This is a genomic window from Variovorax sp. 278MFTsu5.1 (assembly GCF_048305045.1).
Taxonomy (GTDB): Bacteria; Pseudomonadota; Gammaproteobacteria; order Burkholderiales; family Burkholderiaceae_C; genus Variovorax; species Variovorax guangxiensis.
Map to the genome: position 1 here is coordinate 547,036 of NZ_CP157622.1, position 15,673 is coordinate 562,708.

Sequence of the window (15,673 nt, forward strand, 5' to 3'; positions counted from 1 at the left end):
TGCAAGGGGGTTGGCGCAGCGACACGAAGTGCGCGAAGCCTGGGGGTTTGCCTAGTTACTGCAGCTGTGTCCAGTTCTGGTTGTTGCCGCCGTTGCAGGTCCAGGTGATCAGCGCCGTGTCCTGCGCGGTCGCATTGTTCGGCACGTCCAGGCACGAACCCGAGGCCCGGTTGCGCAGGGCCGCGCCGACCAGGCTCCACTGCGTCGTGTCGCCAGCCGTGCAAGCCAGTTGAACCACGGGCGCATTGGTCGTCGCGGTGCCGCTCTGCGCGAGGCACAGGCCGCTGTGCTCCGCCTTGAACTGCACGAAGCCGCCGCCGAGCTGCGTCACGGTGAAGCGCTCGTTGCCGGCGTTGCCGCACGGCCACTGCACCACCGTCGTGCCGCTCGTGGTCGCCGCGCCCTTGACGTTCACGCACAGGTTGCTGTGGTTGGAGCGGATGCGCGTGACCACGGGCGTCGGGTCGTTGTCGAGCGAGCGCACGTACTCGCGCAGCGCCACCACGTCGTTGGCCGGCAGGCTGGAGGCGTTGCCGTGGCCGCCGGTGAGAACGTCCTGCAGCGTGGCCGCCTGGCCGTTGTGGAAGAACGCGGTGGTGTTCCACGTGCCCAGCAGGGTCGGCGTGTCGAAGCCCACGCCCGCCAGCGGCTGGTTCATGCCCTTGCCCGAGGAGGCCTGGATCGTGCCCACGTCGTGCCGCACGCCGTCGCGGAAGGTGGCGCCGGTGTGGCAGGTCGCGCACTGGGCCGTGTTGAACACGGTCTGGCCGCGCGCCGCGTCCACGCTGAGGCTGCCGTCCGCCGCACGCGCCGGGCTGCGCATGTACTTGGTCAGCGAGGTCAGGTAGGCCGCCAGGTCGTCGAGCTGCGCGCTCTTGCCGGCCTTGGGCGCGCCCAGCGGGTCGGAAGTGGCCGCGAAGTCCGCGTTGGTCAGGAAGCCGGTGCCGCCGAACTCGTTGCGGATGTCGTTTTCGAAATCCTGCACCTCGTCGAAGTTGGCCGTCCAGTGCAGCTTGCCGTGGCCCAGGCCGCGCCGGCCCTGCAGGCTGATGGTGCGGCGCAGGCCTTCGCCGCGCTGGGTGAAGTCCCACACCATGCCGTCGTCGCCGCCGTCCGCATGGCAGCTCGCGCAGGAGATGTAGTTGTCCTTGCTCATGCGGCGATCCGACGCGTTGTAGAACACCTGCTTGCCGCGCAGCGCGGCCGGCGACATGGGCTCCGCCGCCACCGTCGACACGGTCTGCAGGAAGGTCGGCACGTTGGTCTCCGACGACAGCACCGTCGCCACGTCGTGCACCGTCACCGAGCGCGCCAGGAAGTTGTTGACGAACAGGCGCTTGCGCACCGTGTCGAGGTACAGGCCGTGCGGCGCGCTGCTGGCGTTGATCTCGCCGCGCACCGCGCGGCTGTACGGATCGACGATGGCGACGCGGTTGCCTTCCATCTGCGCGACGAACAGGTAGTCGCCCGAGGGAGAGAAGAGCGCCGCGCGTGCCGGCGCCCGGTCGTCGAAGTCGATCTGCTCGCCGAACTCCTCCGCCGCCGTCTGCAGGTTGACCTGCGACAGGATGGAGCGCACCGTCTGGTCGTGCACCAGGTTGTTGCCGTCGCGGAATTTGCCGCGCACGATGTTGTCCTTCTTCGAGGGCAGCACGGCGCGCGCGCCGTCGGGCGAGATCACCACCTGGCTCAGGTAGTTGGCCACGCCGCGCGCACGGTTCTCGGTGTCGATGGTGGTGGTGTCGACCGGCAGCGCGATGGTGCTCATGGCGCTCATGCTCTGCAGGTTCACCTTGTGCAGCTGGCCGCCCGTCATCTTCGACTTGAAGCGCGTGACGTAGGCCACCTGAGAGCCCGACTCGACCGCGATGCCGCGCAGCGCGCCGTCGAGCGCGACCGCGCCGGTGGTGGCGCCGGTGCTCGGGTTGAAGCTCATCAGCACCGACTTGCTCTCCATCGTCAGCAGGCCCTTCGTGCCGTCGGGCGTGAAGGCCACGCCGTAGGGGCCGCTGCCGTAGGCCAGCGGCACGGTGGCCGAGAGGCTGCCGTCGGCGGCGTTGAGCACCACCAGCTTGTCCTCGCCCTGCACCGCGACCCAGATGCGCCCGTCGGGGCCGACGGCCAGCGTCTTCGGTTCGTCGCCCACGCGCACTTCCCAGCGCTTGACCAGGCTCTGCGAGTCGATGGCGGCGACCGTGCCGCTGTCGGGGTTGACCGAGTACACCGAGTTAGCGTCGCCCGCGATGTTGGTGGTGTGCGTGGGCGCCTTCGCCGTCACCGGCATGATCACCGTGAGGTTGTAGGTGTAGAAGGTCTCGCGGCCGTTGGCGTCCTTCACCGTCAGCGTCACGGTGAAGTGGCCGGGGCGCGTGTAGGTGTAGGTGTAGTTCGGCTGGTTCGAGTAGGCGGTCTGCGTGCCGTCGCCGAAGTTCCAGCGGTACTGCGCGCCGCTGCTGCCCAGCGTGGCCGGGTTGAACACCAGCTGGCCGTTGACCAGCTTGGGCCCGCCGCCGATGCCGGGGTCGCCGATGATGGCCTGGCTGCGCAGCGTGCTCACGTCGGTGTCGCTGAGCACGCGGCCGTAGACGCGCACTTCCGCCAGCGTGCCCTTGAAGAGCGCCGCGTTGCCCTGGATCTGGCCCAGCAGCGCGAACTTGTTCGACAGGCCCTTGTTGCCTGTGGGGCCGGTGGATGTGGTCTTGGCTCCGTCGACGTACACGGCCTGCGCCCCGGAGGCTGCGTCGCGCGTCATCACGACGTGGTGCCAGGTGCCGTCGTTCACCGCCGCCGTGGAGGTGGTGCCGCCGTCGTTGCCCACCGAGAGCTTGATGCGCCCGCCGTTGTCGAGCCAACCCCAGAACACGTCGTCGGTGCCGGAGGCCTGGTCGCGGCCGAAGATGCCGGGCGCCGTCCAGGAATTGCCGCCGCCGGTCTGCGTGGTCTTCATGTAGAAGCTCACCGAGGCGCTGCCGCCGAGCACGGTGGCCACGGTGTCGCTCTTGAGCGTCACGCCGGCGGTGCGGTTCGCGAAGTTCAGGCCGATGCTCTCGAAGGCGTCGCCGGTGGCGGGCGTGCCGTTGTTGGCGCCGATCTGGTCGGAGAGGTTGCCCGCCAGCGTCCAGTAGTGCATCAGGCCGATCTCGGCGGCATTGCCGGTGTGGAACACCGACTTGTAGTCCGCGCCGATGGCGTTGCCCGCATAGTCCTTCACGCCGTTGGCCGGCAGGAACACTTCATAGCTGGTGCCCGGCTGCAGCGGCTGCGCGGGGTGGAAGTTGATGATGCCCAACTGCACGCTGTAGGTGCCCGCCAGCGTGTTGCCGCCCACTGGCCGCACGATGAAGGTGTTGGAGTTCACGCTCTCGGGCAGGATGCTGTCGCTCATGCCCAGGCCGATGCGCGAGGTCAGCGCCTGCTGCTTGGCGTTGTTGGCGGGCGAGACCTGCCGCACCTCCGGCTTGGTGGTGTCGGGGTCGACCTGGTGCACGACGAAGCCGCTGCCCGAGCCGTGGTCGTTGCCCACGAAGATCAGGTTGCCGAAGGCGGCGACCTGCCCGTTGTCGGAGTGCGAGAAATTCGGGTCGTCCTCGCGCAGGATGCTGCCGCGGCCCACCTCGACGTGGTTCAGCGGATTGCTCACGTCGACCTTGTGGATGTAGGTCTGCGCACCCTGGATGACGTAGTTGTCCTGCGTGGCGCAATAGAGCTGCTCGTCGATGACGAGGCGGTTGTCCTCGGCCACGAAGTTGGAGCGGTCGCTCAGGTCGTAGCTGTACATCTTCGCCCCGCCGCCGCGCGCCGAGGCATGCAGCGTCTTGCCATCGAAGCAGGTGGCGTAGTAGTTGGGGTTGGAGCCCACGGTGTCCAGCACCTTGGGGTTCAGCGGGTCGGATATGTCGAGGCTGGAGAAGCCCGCGGTGTTGTCCATCGAGGTCAGCACCATGTGGTTGCCCATCGTGAAGATCGGGCCGATGCGAAAGCCGCCGAGTTCCCCGGTGGGCACCGGGTTCGGCTTGCCTGCGCCGCGGTTCGCCACCACGGCGTTCGCGGGGTCGGTGGCATCGACGATGAAGATGCCGCGGCCGGCCGAGGCCACGTACAGGTAGGGTGCCTGCCACCAGAGCTGCCAGGCCACGTTCTCGTAGTCGCCGCCGTTGACGCCGGGCAGCGCGAGCTTCTTGACCTGCTTGATGTCGTTGACGTCGGTGAAGTCCCAGAACTCCACGCCGTTGATGCTGGGCAGCACCACGTACGTCTTGCCGCCGATCTTCGCGGTGCCGAAGGAGTGGGTCTCGCGGAACTCCTGCGTGCGGCCTTCGGGCTCGTAGATCTTCTTCACGAGCTTGATCTGCCGCGGGTTCGAGATGTCGTACAGCAGGAAGCCGCCCGGGCCGAGGCCGCTGTCCGGCGCGAAGGAGGTCAGGAAGTAGCCGTTGACCATGATGCCGGCGTTCATGCCGTAGTCCTTGCGGCCCGGGTAGGTGGCGGGCACCTCGCGCGACTCATAGGCGCTGCTGTGCGCGGGGTCGAGCGGGTGCGCGGCGCTGGTGATCATCGAGACCGGCTTGAACAGCTCGGCCGATGTGTAGGTGAGATTGCCCAGGCCCGGCCCCTGCAGCGGCAGCGGGTCGGCCACGGCTTCGGCCACTGCCGTCGCCATGTTGTTCAGGGTCGTCATCGGACTGACCCCGGTGATTGCCGCGTGCGTCAACAGCGTGACGAACGGCAGCAGGAACGCCATCAAGTAATACCGGATTTTCATCGTCGCCTCCAGGTTGTTTGAAGTCCGCAGGGGAACCGTTTTCTTCTTGGCCAGCTAACTCCGTGTTTGTCTTGTCTCGTTGTCTCTCTCGTCTCTTCCTTGCCCGCCTGCGCGCGTGGCAGGAAAATGCGCGCGCAGGACGCACCCCGGCGGGCGACGCATCCGTCGCCCGCCGTGAGCTCTCTTCCTTCTTTTCTTCCTCCTAAAGAGGGCGCGTCTTCGTCATGTCATTTCGCGCCACCCGATTCGTAGATGTCCCATGCCTCCTTGGCGCTGGCGCCCCGGTGGATCATGGCCATCAGCGCGTCCACCACCGCCGACGGATTGCCGTGCTGGTAGACGTTGCGCCCGTACACCATGCCGACGGCGCCTTCGTCCATCAGCACGCGCGAGCGCGCGAACACCTGCTGCAGGTCCTCGCGCCCGCCGCCGCGCACGAGCACGGGGCAGCGCGCGGCCTGCACCACGCGGTGGAAGTCCCTGGGGTCGGTGGTGGGGTCGGCCTTGACGATGTCGGCGCCCATGTCGCGCGCCAGGCGCACGAGCGTGACGATCTTCTCGGCGTCGCCGTCCACCGAGTAGCGGCTGCCGGCGGAGGGCGCCTGCATCACCAGCGGCTCGATCATCAGCGGCATGCCGTAGCGGTCGCAGTCGGCGCGCACGCGGGCGATGTTCTGCACGCACTGGCGGAACAGGTCGGGTTCGTCGGGCAGCATGAAGAGGTTGACCACCACGCAGGCGGCGTCCTGCTGCACCGCCGGCAGCACCGGGTCGTGCTCGTTCTGCAGCACCGCCCACATCACGCGATGCCGCGTGGCGTTGTAGGGGTTGCCCATGTCGATGCGCATCACGAGGGCGGGCTTGTCGCGGCCCGGGCGGTCCTGCAGCAGGTCGGACTGGCCGTAGTTGAGCTGGATCGCGTCGGGGCCGGCGGCCAGCAGACGCTCCATCACCGAGGGCATGTCTTCCAGCCCGTCGAGGAAGCTGGGCTCGTTGCACACGCCATGGTCGAGCGCGATGTCCAGGCAGCGCCCGTTGTTGAGCAGCCGGTTCAGGCGTGCGGTCTTGTCCTTCGACATACGAAAAGAGTCCTTGCTTGTTGGTGTGTGACAGAAAAGAGGGAGAAGGGCTCAGCCGAGCGAGCCCAGGTGCCTGCTCGCTGCGCTGTCGATCAGCTGCAGCGCAGCGTCGTGCAGGCGCACCGAGCCGGCGCCCGCGTTCTCGATGGCCTGCTTGCTGGCGCGCGCGCCGCACAGCGCGACCGACACGCTGCCGCGCGCCAGCGTCCACGCGATCATGAGCTGGCCGAAGGAGCATTCGAGCTGCCTGCGCAGCGGCTCCAGTTCCTCGAAGAAGGCCGCGAGCTTCGCGCGGTTCTGCGCGCTGAAGCGCGGGTTGGTGGCGCGCTGGTCGTCGCCGGTGAACTTGCGCTCCGGGTCGATGGGGCCGGCGAGCAGGCCCAGCGCGAGCGAGGAGTAGCCCAGCACCGCCACGTCGTGCTCGGTGCACAGCGGCACCAGCGTCTGCTCGATCTCGCGGTCAATCAGGCTGTAGCGCTCCTGCGCCGCGTCGACGGGGCCGTAGCGAAGGTACTCGGCCAGCGTCTCGGGGCTCACGTTGCTCACGCCGATGGCGCGGATCTTTCCCTGCTTCTTGAGCTCGAGCAGCGCGTCCATGGTCTCGGCCACGGGCGTCGTGGCGTCCTGCCAGTGCGTGATGTAGAGGTCGATGTAGTCGGTCTGCAGGCGCTTCAGGCTCTCTTCGGCCTCATGGATGATCGACTCGCGCCCGAGGTAGCGGTACACCGGGTGGCCGTCTTCTTCGAAGAAGTGCGTTCCCTGTTGGGTGTGCCACACCAGCCCGCACTTGGTGGCGATCACCGCCTCGTGGCGGCGGCCCTTGAGCGCGGTGCCGACGATGGTCTCGGAGCGGCCCAGGCCGTAGGCCGGCGCGGTGTCGATCAGGTTCACGCCCGCGTCCAGCGAGGCCTGTATTGCGAGCACGGCGGCCGCGTTGTCGCCGCCGCCCCACATCCATCCGCCCATGGCCCAGGTGCCCAGGCCGATGGCCGAGCACTCGATGCCCGAGGGGCCGAGAACGGTCTTCTTCATGTCCGATGCGTTGATGGTGCTGCTGTTGCTCATCGCTTGGTCTTTCTCGTGTTCATGAGGTGGTCGATGGTCACGGCCGCGAGCAGGATCAGGCCCTTGATCACGTCCTGCCAGTAGGGCGACACGTCCAGCAGGATCAGCGAGCTGGTCACCACCGACAGCAGCGCCAGGCCCAGCACCGCGCCGAGCACCGTGCCCGAGCCGCCCTTCAGGCTGGCGCCGCCGATCACCGCGGCTGCGATCACGTTGAGCTCCATGCCCACGCCGAAGGTGGGCGTGGCGGCGCCGAAGCGCGCGGTGTAGATCACGCCCGCGAGCCCGGCCGATGCCGCGCACAGCACCGTGACCCAGAACTTGACGTGGCCCACGCGGATGCCGGAGTAAAGCGCGGCCTTCTCGTTGCTGCCGGTGTAGAACACGCGGCGCAGCAGCGAGGAACGGCGAAGCACGAAATCGCTCACCACCACGATGGCCAGGAAGATCAGGATCACCGCCGGAACGCCGAAGAGCGTGCCCTGGCCGATGAACTTGAACTCCGCCGGCAGCGAGAACAGCGACTGCGGCGTGCCCTGCGTGAGCGCCAGGCACAGGCCGCGCACGATCACCATGAAGGCCAGCGAGGCGATGAAGTGGTTCAGGCCGATGCGCGTGACGCAGCCGCCGATCATCGCGCCGATCATGGCGCTGGCCGCGATGGCGATGAGCCCCGCCGTCCACGGATCGAAGCCCATGAGGAAGAGCTTGCCGGTGACCACCATCGCGAAGCACACCACCGAGCCCACCGAGAGGTCGATGCCGCCCACGATCAGCAGGATGGTCATGCCCACCACCACGATGCCCTCGATGGAGAACGACAGCAGCATCGCGCGCACGTTGTCCCAGGTGAGGAAGTAGGGCGACGCGAAGCTCATGCCCACGCACAGCGCCGCGATGATGATCAACAGGCCCAGCTCGCGCATGCTGGCGAGCTTGCTGGCGGGTTTCACGGGGCCTCCCTTTCCTCCTCCCTCGGTCGTCTGTCGTGGCGCAAGGCCGGCGGCTCCCGCGTCCAGTTGTGCTGGGTAGTTCATGCTGTCGTTTCCTCTTCGCAAAGTCCCGAGGCCAGCCGCAGCAGGGCCTCTTCCGTCATGTCCTTGTCTTGCACCTCGCCGGCGAGCCGGCCGTCGCGGATCACCAGCGCGCGGTCGCACAGGCCGATGATCTCGGGCAGCTCCGAGGAGATCACGATCACGCCCACGCCCTGGCTGGCCAGGTCGCGCAGGATGTGGTGGATCTCCGACTTGGCGCCCACGTCCACGCCGCGCGTGGGCTCGTCCATCAGCAGCACCGAGGGATTGGTGGCCAGCAGCTTGGCGATGGCCACCTTCTGCTGGTTGCCGCCGGAGAGGCTGGCCACGTCGATGTCCACGCCGTCCGACTTGAGCTTGAGCCGCGCGCCGAGGCTCACGGCCAGCTTGTGCTCGGCCGCGCGCTGCAGCAGGCCGAAGCGCGAGCTGACGCGCGCGAGCGCCATCGATGCGATGTTCTGCGCGATGGGCAGATCGAGGTACACGCCCGCCGCCTTGCGGTCTTCGCTGAGGTAGGCGATGCCTTCGCGCAGCGCGTCGCTGTACTTGCGGATGGCGAGCGGCCTGCCGCGCAGCCGCACGCTGCCGCCGCGCGCCGTGCGCAGGCCGCAGATGGTCTCGGCGAGCTCGCTGCGGCCGGCGCCCATGAGGCCCGCGATGCCGAGGATCTCGCCGCGCTTCAGCCTGAACGACACGCCGTGCACGCGTTCGCCGTCGGCGATGTCCGTCACCTCGAGCACGTGCTCGCCCGATGCGGGTTCTTCCTGCTTGGGCGGGTAGTAGTTGCCCAGGTCGCGCCCGACCATGCGGCGCACCAGGCCGTCGGCGTCGAGCTCGGCCAGCGGGCCCGTGTGTACGTTGCGGCCGTCGCGCAGCACCGTGACGCTGTCGCAGTTCGCGAAGATCTCCGCCATGCGGTGGCTGATGTAGATGATGCCGATGCCCTGCGCCTTGAGGTCGTGCAGCACCCTGAAGAGCGCGGCCGATTCGTTGTCGGTGAGCGCGGCGGTGGGCTCGTCGAGGATCAGCACCTTGCAGTCGAGCGTGAGCGCCTTCGCGATCTCGATGAGCTGCTGCGTGGAGATGCTCAGGTCCTTCACCAGCGCGGCGGGATCGACGTCCTGCCCCAGCCGCTGGAGCACCCTGGCGGCGCGTTCGTTGAGGTTCGCGTAGTTCATCCACGCGCTCCTGCCGGCGTTGATCTCCGGCATGAAGATGTTCTCGGCCACCGTGGCGTCGCCGCACAGGGCGATCTCCTGGTGCACCAGCCCGATGCCCAGGCGCATCGCATGCGCGGGGCCGTCGATGACAACCGCCTGGCCGTCCAGCGAGATGGTGCCTTCGTCCGGCTGGTGGATGCCGTCGATGATGTTCATCAGCGTGGACTTGCCCGCGCCGTTCTCGCCGCAAAGGGCGTGGATCTCGCGGCGGCGCAGCGAGAAGTCCACGCCCGTGAGCGCGCGCGAAGCGCCGAAGCGCTTGCTGATGCCGCGCAGTTCGAGCAATGCGCCCACTGCGTTCACTCGCCGATTCCCTTGGTGCCGCGGCGGGCGAGGTACTTGTCCCAGTAGAAGTCGTCTGCGTTGGCCTTGCTGACCACCGACAGCCCGTTGTCCAGGAAGGGCACGGCCATCGGGTTGGTGCCGTTGCGCTTGGCGTCGTTCATCGGGTCGATGAGGCCGGGGTTCTTGGCCAGGAACAGCATCATCATGCCCATGTAGCCCTGCATGCCCTGGTTGGGGTTGATGGCGCCGAACACGTCGCCCGACTTGATCATGTCGAGGATCTTGGCGTTCACGTCGCAGCACATCACCTTGATGTTCTTCTTGGTCTCCACCTTGGCCTGCGCCGCGCCGAGGGCCGAGTTGGCCTCGGGCATGAAGAGGGCGCCCAGGTTCGGGTTGGCCTGCGCGAGGCTCAGCACCGCCTGGTAGGCCTTGTTCGGGTCCTGGTTGCTGGCGGCGCGGCCCACCAGCTTCATGCCGGGGTGCTTCGTCTTCATGCGGTTGACGAAGGCGGCGATGCGGCGGTCGTGGTTGTCCTGGCCCGGGTTCTCCAGCACCGCGTATTCGCCCTTGCCGCCCAGCGATGCAGCGATGGCGTCGGCCGCCTGGTTGCCCTCGCGGTCGTTGTCGGAGGTGACGAAGGAGGTGCGCTTGGAGTTGGGCGAGTCGGCCGCGAAGGTGACGACGGGGATGCCCATCGCCGCCGCGCGGTTGATCGGCTCGATGAACGGGTCGGGGTTCATCGGGTGCAGCAGGATGCCCGCGGGCTTGCGCGCCAGTTCCTGCTCGAAGGACGCCAGCTGCTTGTTCACGTCGTACTCGGGCGTGCCGGTGTAGCGCGTCTTCACGCCCAGCGTGCGGCCGAGCTGCTTCATCATTTCGTAGACCGGAAACCAGTACTCGACCCCCGACACCATCACGTTCATCACGTAGACGTCGCTGGGGTTGCCGCGCAGGCCGCCGCCGGCCGCGGGGGCAGCCGCCTGCTGCTGCGCGAACGCGCTCGCGCCGGCCAGGCCGATGCCGGCTGCGGCGGCGGACTTCAGGAAATTACGCCTCATTCTTTGTCTCCTCACGTTGGGTGCACAGCTTGTGGATGCCGCTTTTCAGGGCAGCTCTCGGAACCTTGTTGTCACATCAGTTGTTATGACAGGCTAGAATGTACGCGCTGGCCATTTGAAGGGATAACTAGGGGAAACGCTACTGGCAGGCCGCTTTTATTCAGCCGAAGCTGTTATGACATGAAGCCAAACATACTGATCGGCATCGACATGGGGTCGAGCAGCCTGAAAGCCCTGGCCCTGGAAGCCGGGAGTGGCCGCAGCGTCGCCCTGTCACGAATGCCATTGCCGCACGACCGGCTGCCCGGAGGGGGATGCGAAGTGGGGGCCTCGGCGATCCGCGCCGCGCTGACCCACGTCCTGCGCGACGTCGCCCATCAACTCGGAGACCGCGTGTCGGAGGTCCGCGCCATCGGCTGCACCGGCCACGGCGCGGGGCTCTACGCGCTCGATGCACGCAACGAGCTCGTGGGCGGACGCGCCATCGCCTCCACCGACCAGCGCGCCGACGCGCGCGCCCGCTCGCTCGCTCTGAGCCACGGCCCGGCGCTCTTCGCCGACGTGGGCTGCCAGCCCTGGCCCGGCCAGCCCACCGTGATCGCGGCCGAGCTGCTGGGCACCGACGCCGTGCAGCGCGGCGCGGTGCGCCGGCTGCTGTTCGCGAAGGACTACCTCGGCTTCCTGCTGACCGGCGAGATCTCCACCGATGCCAGCGATGCGAGCACGGCCGGGCTGGTGTCGATCGCGACGGGCACGTGGTCGCAGGCGGCCTTCGATGCTTCGGGCATCGCCGATCTCGGCCCTCGCGTCTTCGGTCCGCTGGTGCCCAGCGGCGAACTCCTCGGCAGGCTGCGGCCTTCCGAAGCCGCGCTGTGCGGCCTGCCAGCGGGCATTCCGGTGGCGATGGGCGCCATCGACCTGCTTGCATCGATGACCGCGATCTGCGCCGAAGGGCGTTCGCGCGCGGTGTCGGTCTTCGGCACCTGGTGCGTGAACGCCGTCATCGGGCCGGTGATCGAGCCCAAGCCCGCGGTGGCCGCCGTCGTGAATTTCGGCCGCGAGGACAAGCGGCTCTACATGGAGAACAGCCCCTCGTCGATGGCCAACATCGCCTGGCTGGCCGGCGTGCTGGGCCTGCCCGATGCGCGCGCGGTGGTCGACCTCGCGATGTCGGTGCCGCTCGGCGCGGGCGGCCTGCGCTTCCTGCCTTTCGTCAACGGCGGTGGCGGAGTGACGGCGGGCTTCGTCGGTCTCAAGAGCCATCACACGCGCGGCGACATGGCGCGCGCGGTGGTCGATGCGGTCGCTGCACTGCATGCGCGCCACCTCAGGCGGCTCGCGGCCTGCGGACTGCCGGTGTCCGCGTGCACCGTGCTCGGCGGCGGCGCGAGCGACACGCGCCTCGTGCGTTTGCTCGCAGGCCTGCTCGGCCACCCGGTCGAGCGCTGCGCCGACGATGAGACCGGCGCGCGCGGCGCCGCCATCCATGCCGCCATGTCGCAGGGCATCGACCGCGCGGAGCAGGGCAGCGCCTTGCTCGCGCCCTGCGACACCGTCGAACCCGACGCCGCCCAGGCGCGCGCCCATGCCGACTTCAACGCCGGCTTCAACGAACTGATCGACACCATGTCTCCTGTGTTTTCCCATCTGGCGGGCGGCGTGACGGCCGTCGCCGACAGCACCGCAGCGCGCGGCGCGGAGGTCTCCCGATGAGCGCGTGGCAACTGCCCTTCGTGCGCCCTGCATCGCTCGCGGACCGTCATTTCTCCACCGTCATCATCGGTGCCGGCATCAACGGCGTGGGCGTGTTCCGCGACCTGTGCCTGCAGCGCGTGGACTGCCTCATCGTCGACAAGGGCGACTTCAGCGCGGGCGCCAGCAGCGCGCCCTCGCGCATGATCCACGGTGGCCTGCGCTACCTGGAGAACGGCAGCTTCTCGCTGGTGGCCGAGGCCACGCGCGAGCGCAACCTGCTGCTGCGCAACGCGCCGCACCTGGTGCAGCCGCTGAAGACGGTGGTGCCGCTGTCGAGCTTCTTCGGCGGCCTCATGAGCAGCGCGCTCAAGTTCTTCGGCCGTACGCCGCCGCAGCGCACGCGCGGCCTGCTGGCGGTGGCTGCGGGCCTGCGCCTGTACGACCTGCTGGGCCGCCGACAGCGCGTGATGCCCAATCACCGCATCAGCCGCGTGCCGCCGGGCGACCGCAGCCTGTTCCGCTCCGCGGTGCGCTGGACGGCCACCTTCTTCGACGCATGGATCAGCCACCCCGAGTGGCTCATCCTCGAACTCATCGGCGACGCCTGCCGCGACCAGCCGCGCTCGGCCGCGGCCAACTACTGCCGCGTGATGGGCTGCGCGGGCAACATCATCACGCTGCGCGACGAGATCACCGGCGCGCTGGTGCGCGTGACGGCCGACACCGTGGTCAACGCCAGCGGCGCGTGGCTGGACCGCAGCACCGCGGTGCTCGGCGGCGCCGGCCCGCGCGTGATGGGCACCAAGGGCTCGCACCTCGTGCTCGACCATCCCGCGCTGCGCGATGCGCTGCAGGGCCGCATGGCCTACTTCGAGGCGGTGGACGGGCGCGTGTGCATCGTCTATCCCTTTCTCGACCGCGTGCTCGTGGGCTCCACCGACATCCCGGTGGACGACCCCGACAGGATCGAGACCGAGCCCGAGGAGGTCGACTACCTGCTCGAAGTGCTGGCCGAGGTGTTCCCCAACCTGCGCTTCGGACGTGGCGACGTGGTCTACACCTACGTCGGCGTGCGGCCCCTTGCGCGCTCCGACGCCGACAAGCCGGGGCAGATCTCGCGCGACCATTCGGTGGTGCTCGATCCGCCCAGCGCCACGCGCGACATTCCGGTGGTCGGCCTGGTCGGCGGCAAGTGGACGACCTTCCGCGCGCTCGCGGAAGAGGCGGTCAATGAAGTGCTGAAGCAACTTGGCCGTCCCCGCACAGCCTCGACCGACATGCTGCCCATCGGCGGCGGCGCCGAGCTGCCGGTGGATGCGCAGGCCGTCGAGCGTTTTCTCGATCGCCTGGTCGCCGCCTCGGGCATGAGCCGCACGCGCGCGCAGGTGCTGCTGAAGCGCTACGGATCGAAGGCCCTGCCGCTGGCGCAGCGCCTCGCCGCATCGGGCGACATGCCGCTGCGCCACGCGCCGGGCTATTCGGTGGCCGAGCTTTCGTACCTCTGCCTCGAGACCGGCGTGGTGCATCTCGACGACCTCGTGATCCGCCGCACGCTGCTGGCCATCCGCGGGCTGGTCACCGATGCCGCGCTCGCCGAGATCGCAGGCATCGCCGCCGATGCGCTGGGCTGGGACGCCGCGCAGCAGCACGCGGAGCTGCAGGCCTGTGCCACCGCCCTGCGCGAACGCCACGGCGTGCGGCTTTCGCCGGTGGCCGCGGATGCGCCCGCATCTTTCGATGCATCATTGATGACTCCTCAGGCCCTGGGCCAAGCTTCGACGTGAACTCTCCGACCGAAATTTCGACCGTGCTCGACCGCGACTCCGAGTCCCCGCTGTGGGCCCAGTTCCGCGACGCGCTTCGCATGCAGATCCTGCAGGGCGTGCTGCCCATCGGCGCCAAGCTGCCGTCCGAGGCCGAGCTGGGCGAACAGTTCGGCATCTCGCGCATCGTGGTGCGCGAGGCGCTGGCCGACCTGGTGCGCAACAACCTCATCTACAAGATCAAGGGCCGCGGCGCCTTCGTGTCGGCGCGCGAGCGCGACGAAGACTTCGTTTCCACCGTGCTCGGCTTCTCCGACGAGATGGAGCGCAAGGGCCGCTCGGTGCGCACGCAGATCCTCACGCAGGAGCTGCGCGCGCCCACCGAGCAGGAAGCCGCCTCGCTCGGCCTGACCGACGACACGCAGGTGGTGGCGCTCAAGCGCCTGCGCAGCGTCGACGGCGAACTGCGCCTGCTGGTCGAAACCGTGGTGCCCGCCGACCTCGCGCCCGGCCTGCACCGCACGCGCCTGGACGACCGCTCGCTCTACGACGTGCTGCGCCGCCAGTACGGGCTGCGCCTGGTGCGCGCCGAACGCTGGATCGACGCCGTGCTGCCCGATGCCGATACCTGCGAGCTGCTCAACCTGCCGCAGCCGGAGCCGCTGCTGCGCATCGAGTCGATCGCCTACGGCGCCAACGGCAGGCCGCTGGAGCACTACCGCGCGCTGCACCGCTGCAAGACCAGCCGCCTGCACGTGCAGACGACGACCTGAAAAAAGAAGGCGCGCTCAGGCCTTCGCCGCGCTGCGCGAGGGCCAGAGCACCGAGGCGATGGCGACCACCATCAGCGCGACCGCCACCCAGTCCTGCCAGTGCACGACCTCGCCCAGCCACACCGCGCCGCTGAACACGCCGAGCACCGGAATGAACATCACGCTCAGCGTCGAAGCGATGGGTGGCAGGCCGCGCGCGAGGTAGAACCATGCGGCGTGCGCGAAGCCGAAGATGAGCACCGCGTTGTAGCCGATGGAAGCCCACGTCACGTCGTTGGGCCAGTAGAGCTGGTCGCGCTCGAACAGCAGCGACAGCACCGTCATCACCACCGCAGTCATCGCCGTCATCCAGAACGAAAGCGTGAGCGTAGGCAGGCCGATGCGCGTGTGGCGCAGAAGCTGCGTGCCCAGCGCCCATGTGGCTGCGGCCACTAGTGCCAGGGCCACGTAGCCGGGCCGGCCCGAGAGGTTCGTGAGCTCGTGCCACAGCAGCAGGCCCACGCCGATCGCGCAGGCGCCCACGCCCAGCCATGCGCGCCGCGTGAGCGCCGCAGAGAAGAGCAGCGCACCGATGACGGCGGAAAACACCGGCATCGTGTAGCCCAGGATCGCCGCGCGCCCGCCCGAGAGCGCCTTCACCGCGAGGATGATGCAGGCGTGCCAGACGAACATGTTGGTGGCGCCCAGCCACACCAGTTCGGGCCATGCGCTGCGAGGCACGCGGAACGGCACCTTGAGCCACACCAGCGCGACGGCCAGCACCGGCAGCCCGAGCCAGATCGAGATCGCGCGGAAACCCAGCGGCGGATAGTCGGCCACGCCGAGCTTCATCACCGGCCAGTTGAAACCCCAGGCGAGGGTCAGGAGAACGAGGATGATGAACTGGCGCGGGGTGAAGGAGGGCATGGGGCGCGATTGTGGCGCGGCCCGGCCATT

Annotated in this window: 10 protein-coding genes; 3 read left to right on the forward strand and 7 right to left on the reverse strand. The window is 68.6% G+C overall.

Translation table 11 applies throughout. The annotated features are described in order from the left end of the window. Positions 1 to 55: 55 nt before the first annotated feature. The 6 genes from ABL844_RS02450 to ABL844_RS02475 form a co-directional block, all read right to left on the reverse strand. On the reverse strand, positions 56 to 4,762 hold the full coding sequence (locus ABL844_RS02450; protein ID WP_418130382.1) for an RICIN domain-containing protein: 4,707 nt from the start codon (positions 4,760 to 4,762) through the stop codon (positions 56 to 58). Positions 4,763 to 4,989: 227 nt separating this feature from the next. Then, positions 4,990 to 5,841, reverse strand: coding sequence for a class I fructose-bisphosphate aldolase (locus tag ABL844_RS02455; protein ID WP_369659920.1), 852 nt, complete (start codon positions 5,839 to 5,841; stop codon positions 4,990 to 4,992). Positions 5,842 to 5,892: 51 nt separating this feature from the next. Then, positions 5,893 to 6,906 carry an aldo/keto reductase gene (locus ABL844_RS02460; RefSeq protein WP_418130383.1) on the reverse strand — a complete coding sequence of 338 codons (1,014 nt, stop codon included), beginning with the start codon at positions 6,904 to 6,906 and terminating at the stop codon, positions 5,893 to 5,895. Continuing rightward, positions 6,903 to 7,943, reverse strand: coding sequence for an ABC transporter permease (locus tag ABL844_RS02465; protein WP_126022307.1), 1,041 nt, complete (start codon positions 7,941 to 7,943; stop codon positions 6,903 to 6,905). Before ABL844_RS02465 ends, ABL844_RS02460 begins: the two co-directional genes overlap by 4 nt. Next, entirely contained in the window at positions 7,940 to 9,463 is a 1,524-nt protein-coding gene (locus ABL844_RS02470) for a sugar ABC transporter ATP-binding protein (RefSeq protein WP_418130384.1), read from the reverse strand. Before ABL844_RS02470 ends, ABL844_RS02465 begins: the two co-directional genes overlap by 4 nt. After that, positions 9,460 to 10,506 carry a substrate-binding domain-containing protein gene (locus ABL844_RS02475; RefSeq protein WP_418130385.1) on the reverse strand — a complete coding sequence of 349 codons (1,047 nt, stop codon included), beginning with the start codon at positions 10,504 to 10,506 and terminating at the stop codon, positions 9,460 to 9,462. The genes ABL844_RS02470 and ABL844_RS02475 overlap by 4 nt, the downstream gene beginning before the upstream one ends. Before the next feature lie 180 nt (positions 10,507 to 10,686). On the opposite strand from ABL844_RS02475, the gene ABL844_RS02480 reads away from it, so the two are divergent. The 3 genes from ABL844_RS02480 to ABL844_RS02490 are packed head-to-tail and all read left to right on the forward strand — an operon-like array spanning position 10,687 to position 14,737. Beyond that, positions 10,687 to 12,219, forward strand: a complete 1,533-nt coding sequence (locus ABL844_RS02480) for an FGGY family carbohydrate kinase (protein WP_418130386.1) — start codon at positions 10,687 to 10,689, stop codon at positions 12,217 to 12,219. Next, positions 12,216 to 13,985 carry a glycerol-3-phosphate dehydrogenase/oxidase gene (locus tag ABL844_RS02485; protein WP_418118841.1) on the forward strand — a complete coding sequence of 590 codons (1,770 nt, stop codon included), beginning with the start codon at positions 12,216 to 12,218 and terminating at the stop codon, positions 13,983 to 13,985. Before ABL844_RS02480 ends, ABL844_RS02485 begins: the two co-directional genes overlap by 4 nt. Continuing rightward, positions 13,982 to 14,737, forward strand: coding sequence for a GntR family transcriptional regulator (locus ABL844_RS02490; RefSeq protein WP_126022303.1), 756 nt, complete (start codon positions 13,982 to 13,984; stop codon positions 14,735 to 14,737). Before ABL844_RS02485 ends, ABL844_RS02490 begins: the two co-directional genes overlap by 4 nt. Positions 14,738 to 14,752: 15 nt before the next feature. On the opposite strand, the gene ABL844_RS02495 is transcribed toward ABL844_RS02490, so the two are convergent. Beyond that, positions 14,753 to 15,643: a DMT family transporter gene (locus ABL844_RS02495; RefSeq protein ID WP_184640180.1), complete on the reverse strand. Its 891-nt coding sequence runs from the start codon at positions 15,641 to 15,643 to the stop codon at positions 14,753 to 14,755. Positions 15,644 to 15,673: the final 30 nt, after the last annotated feature.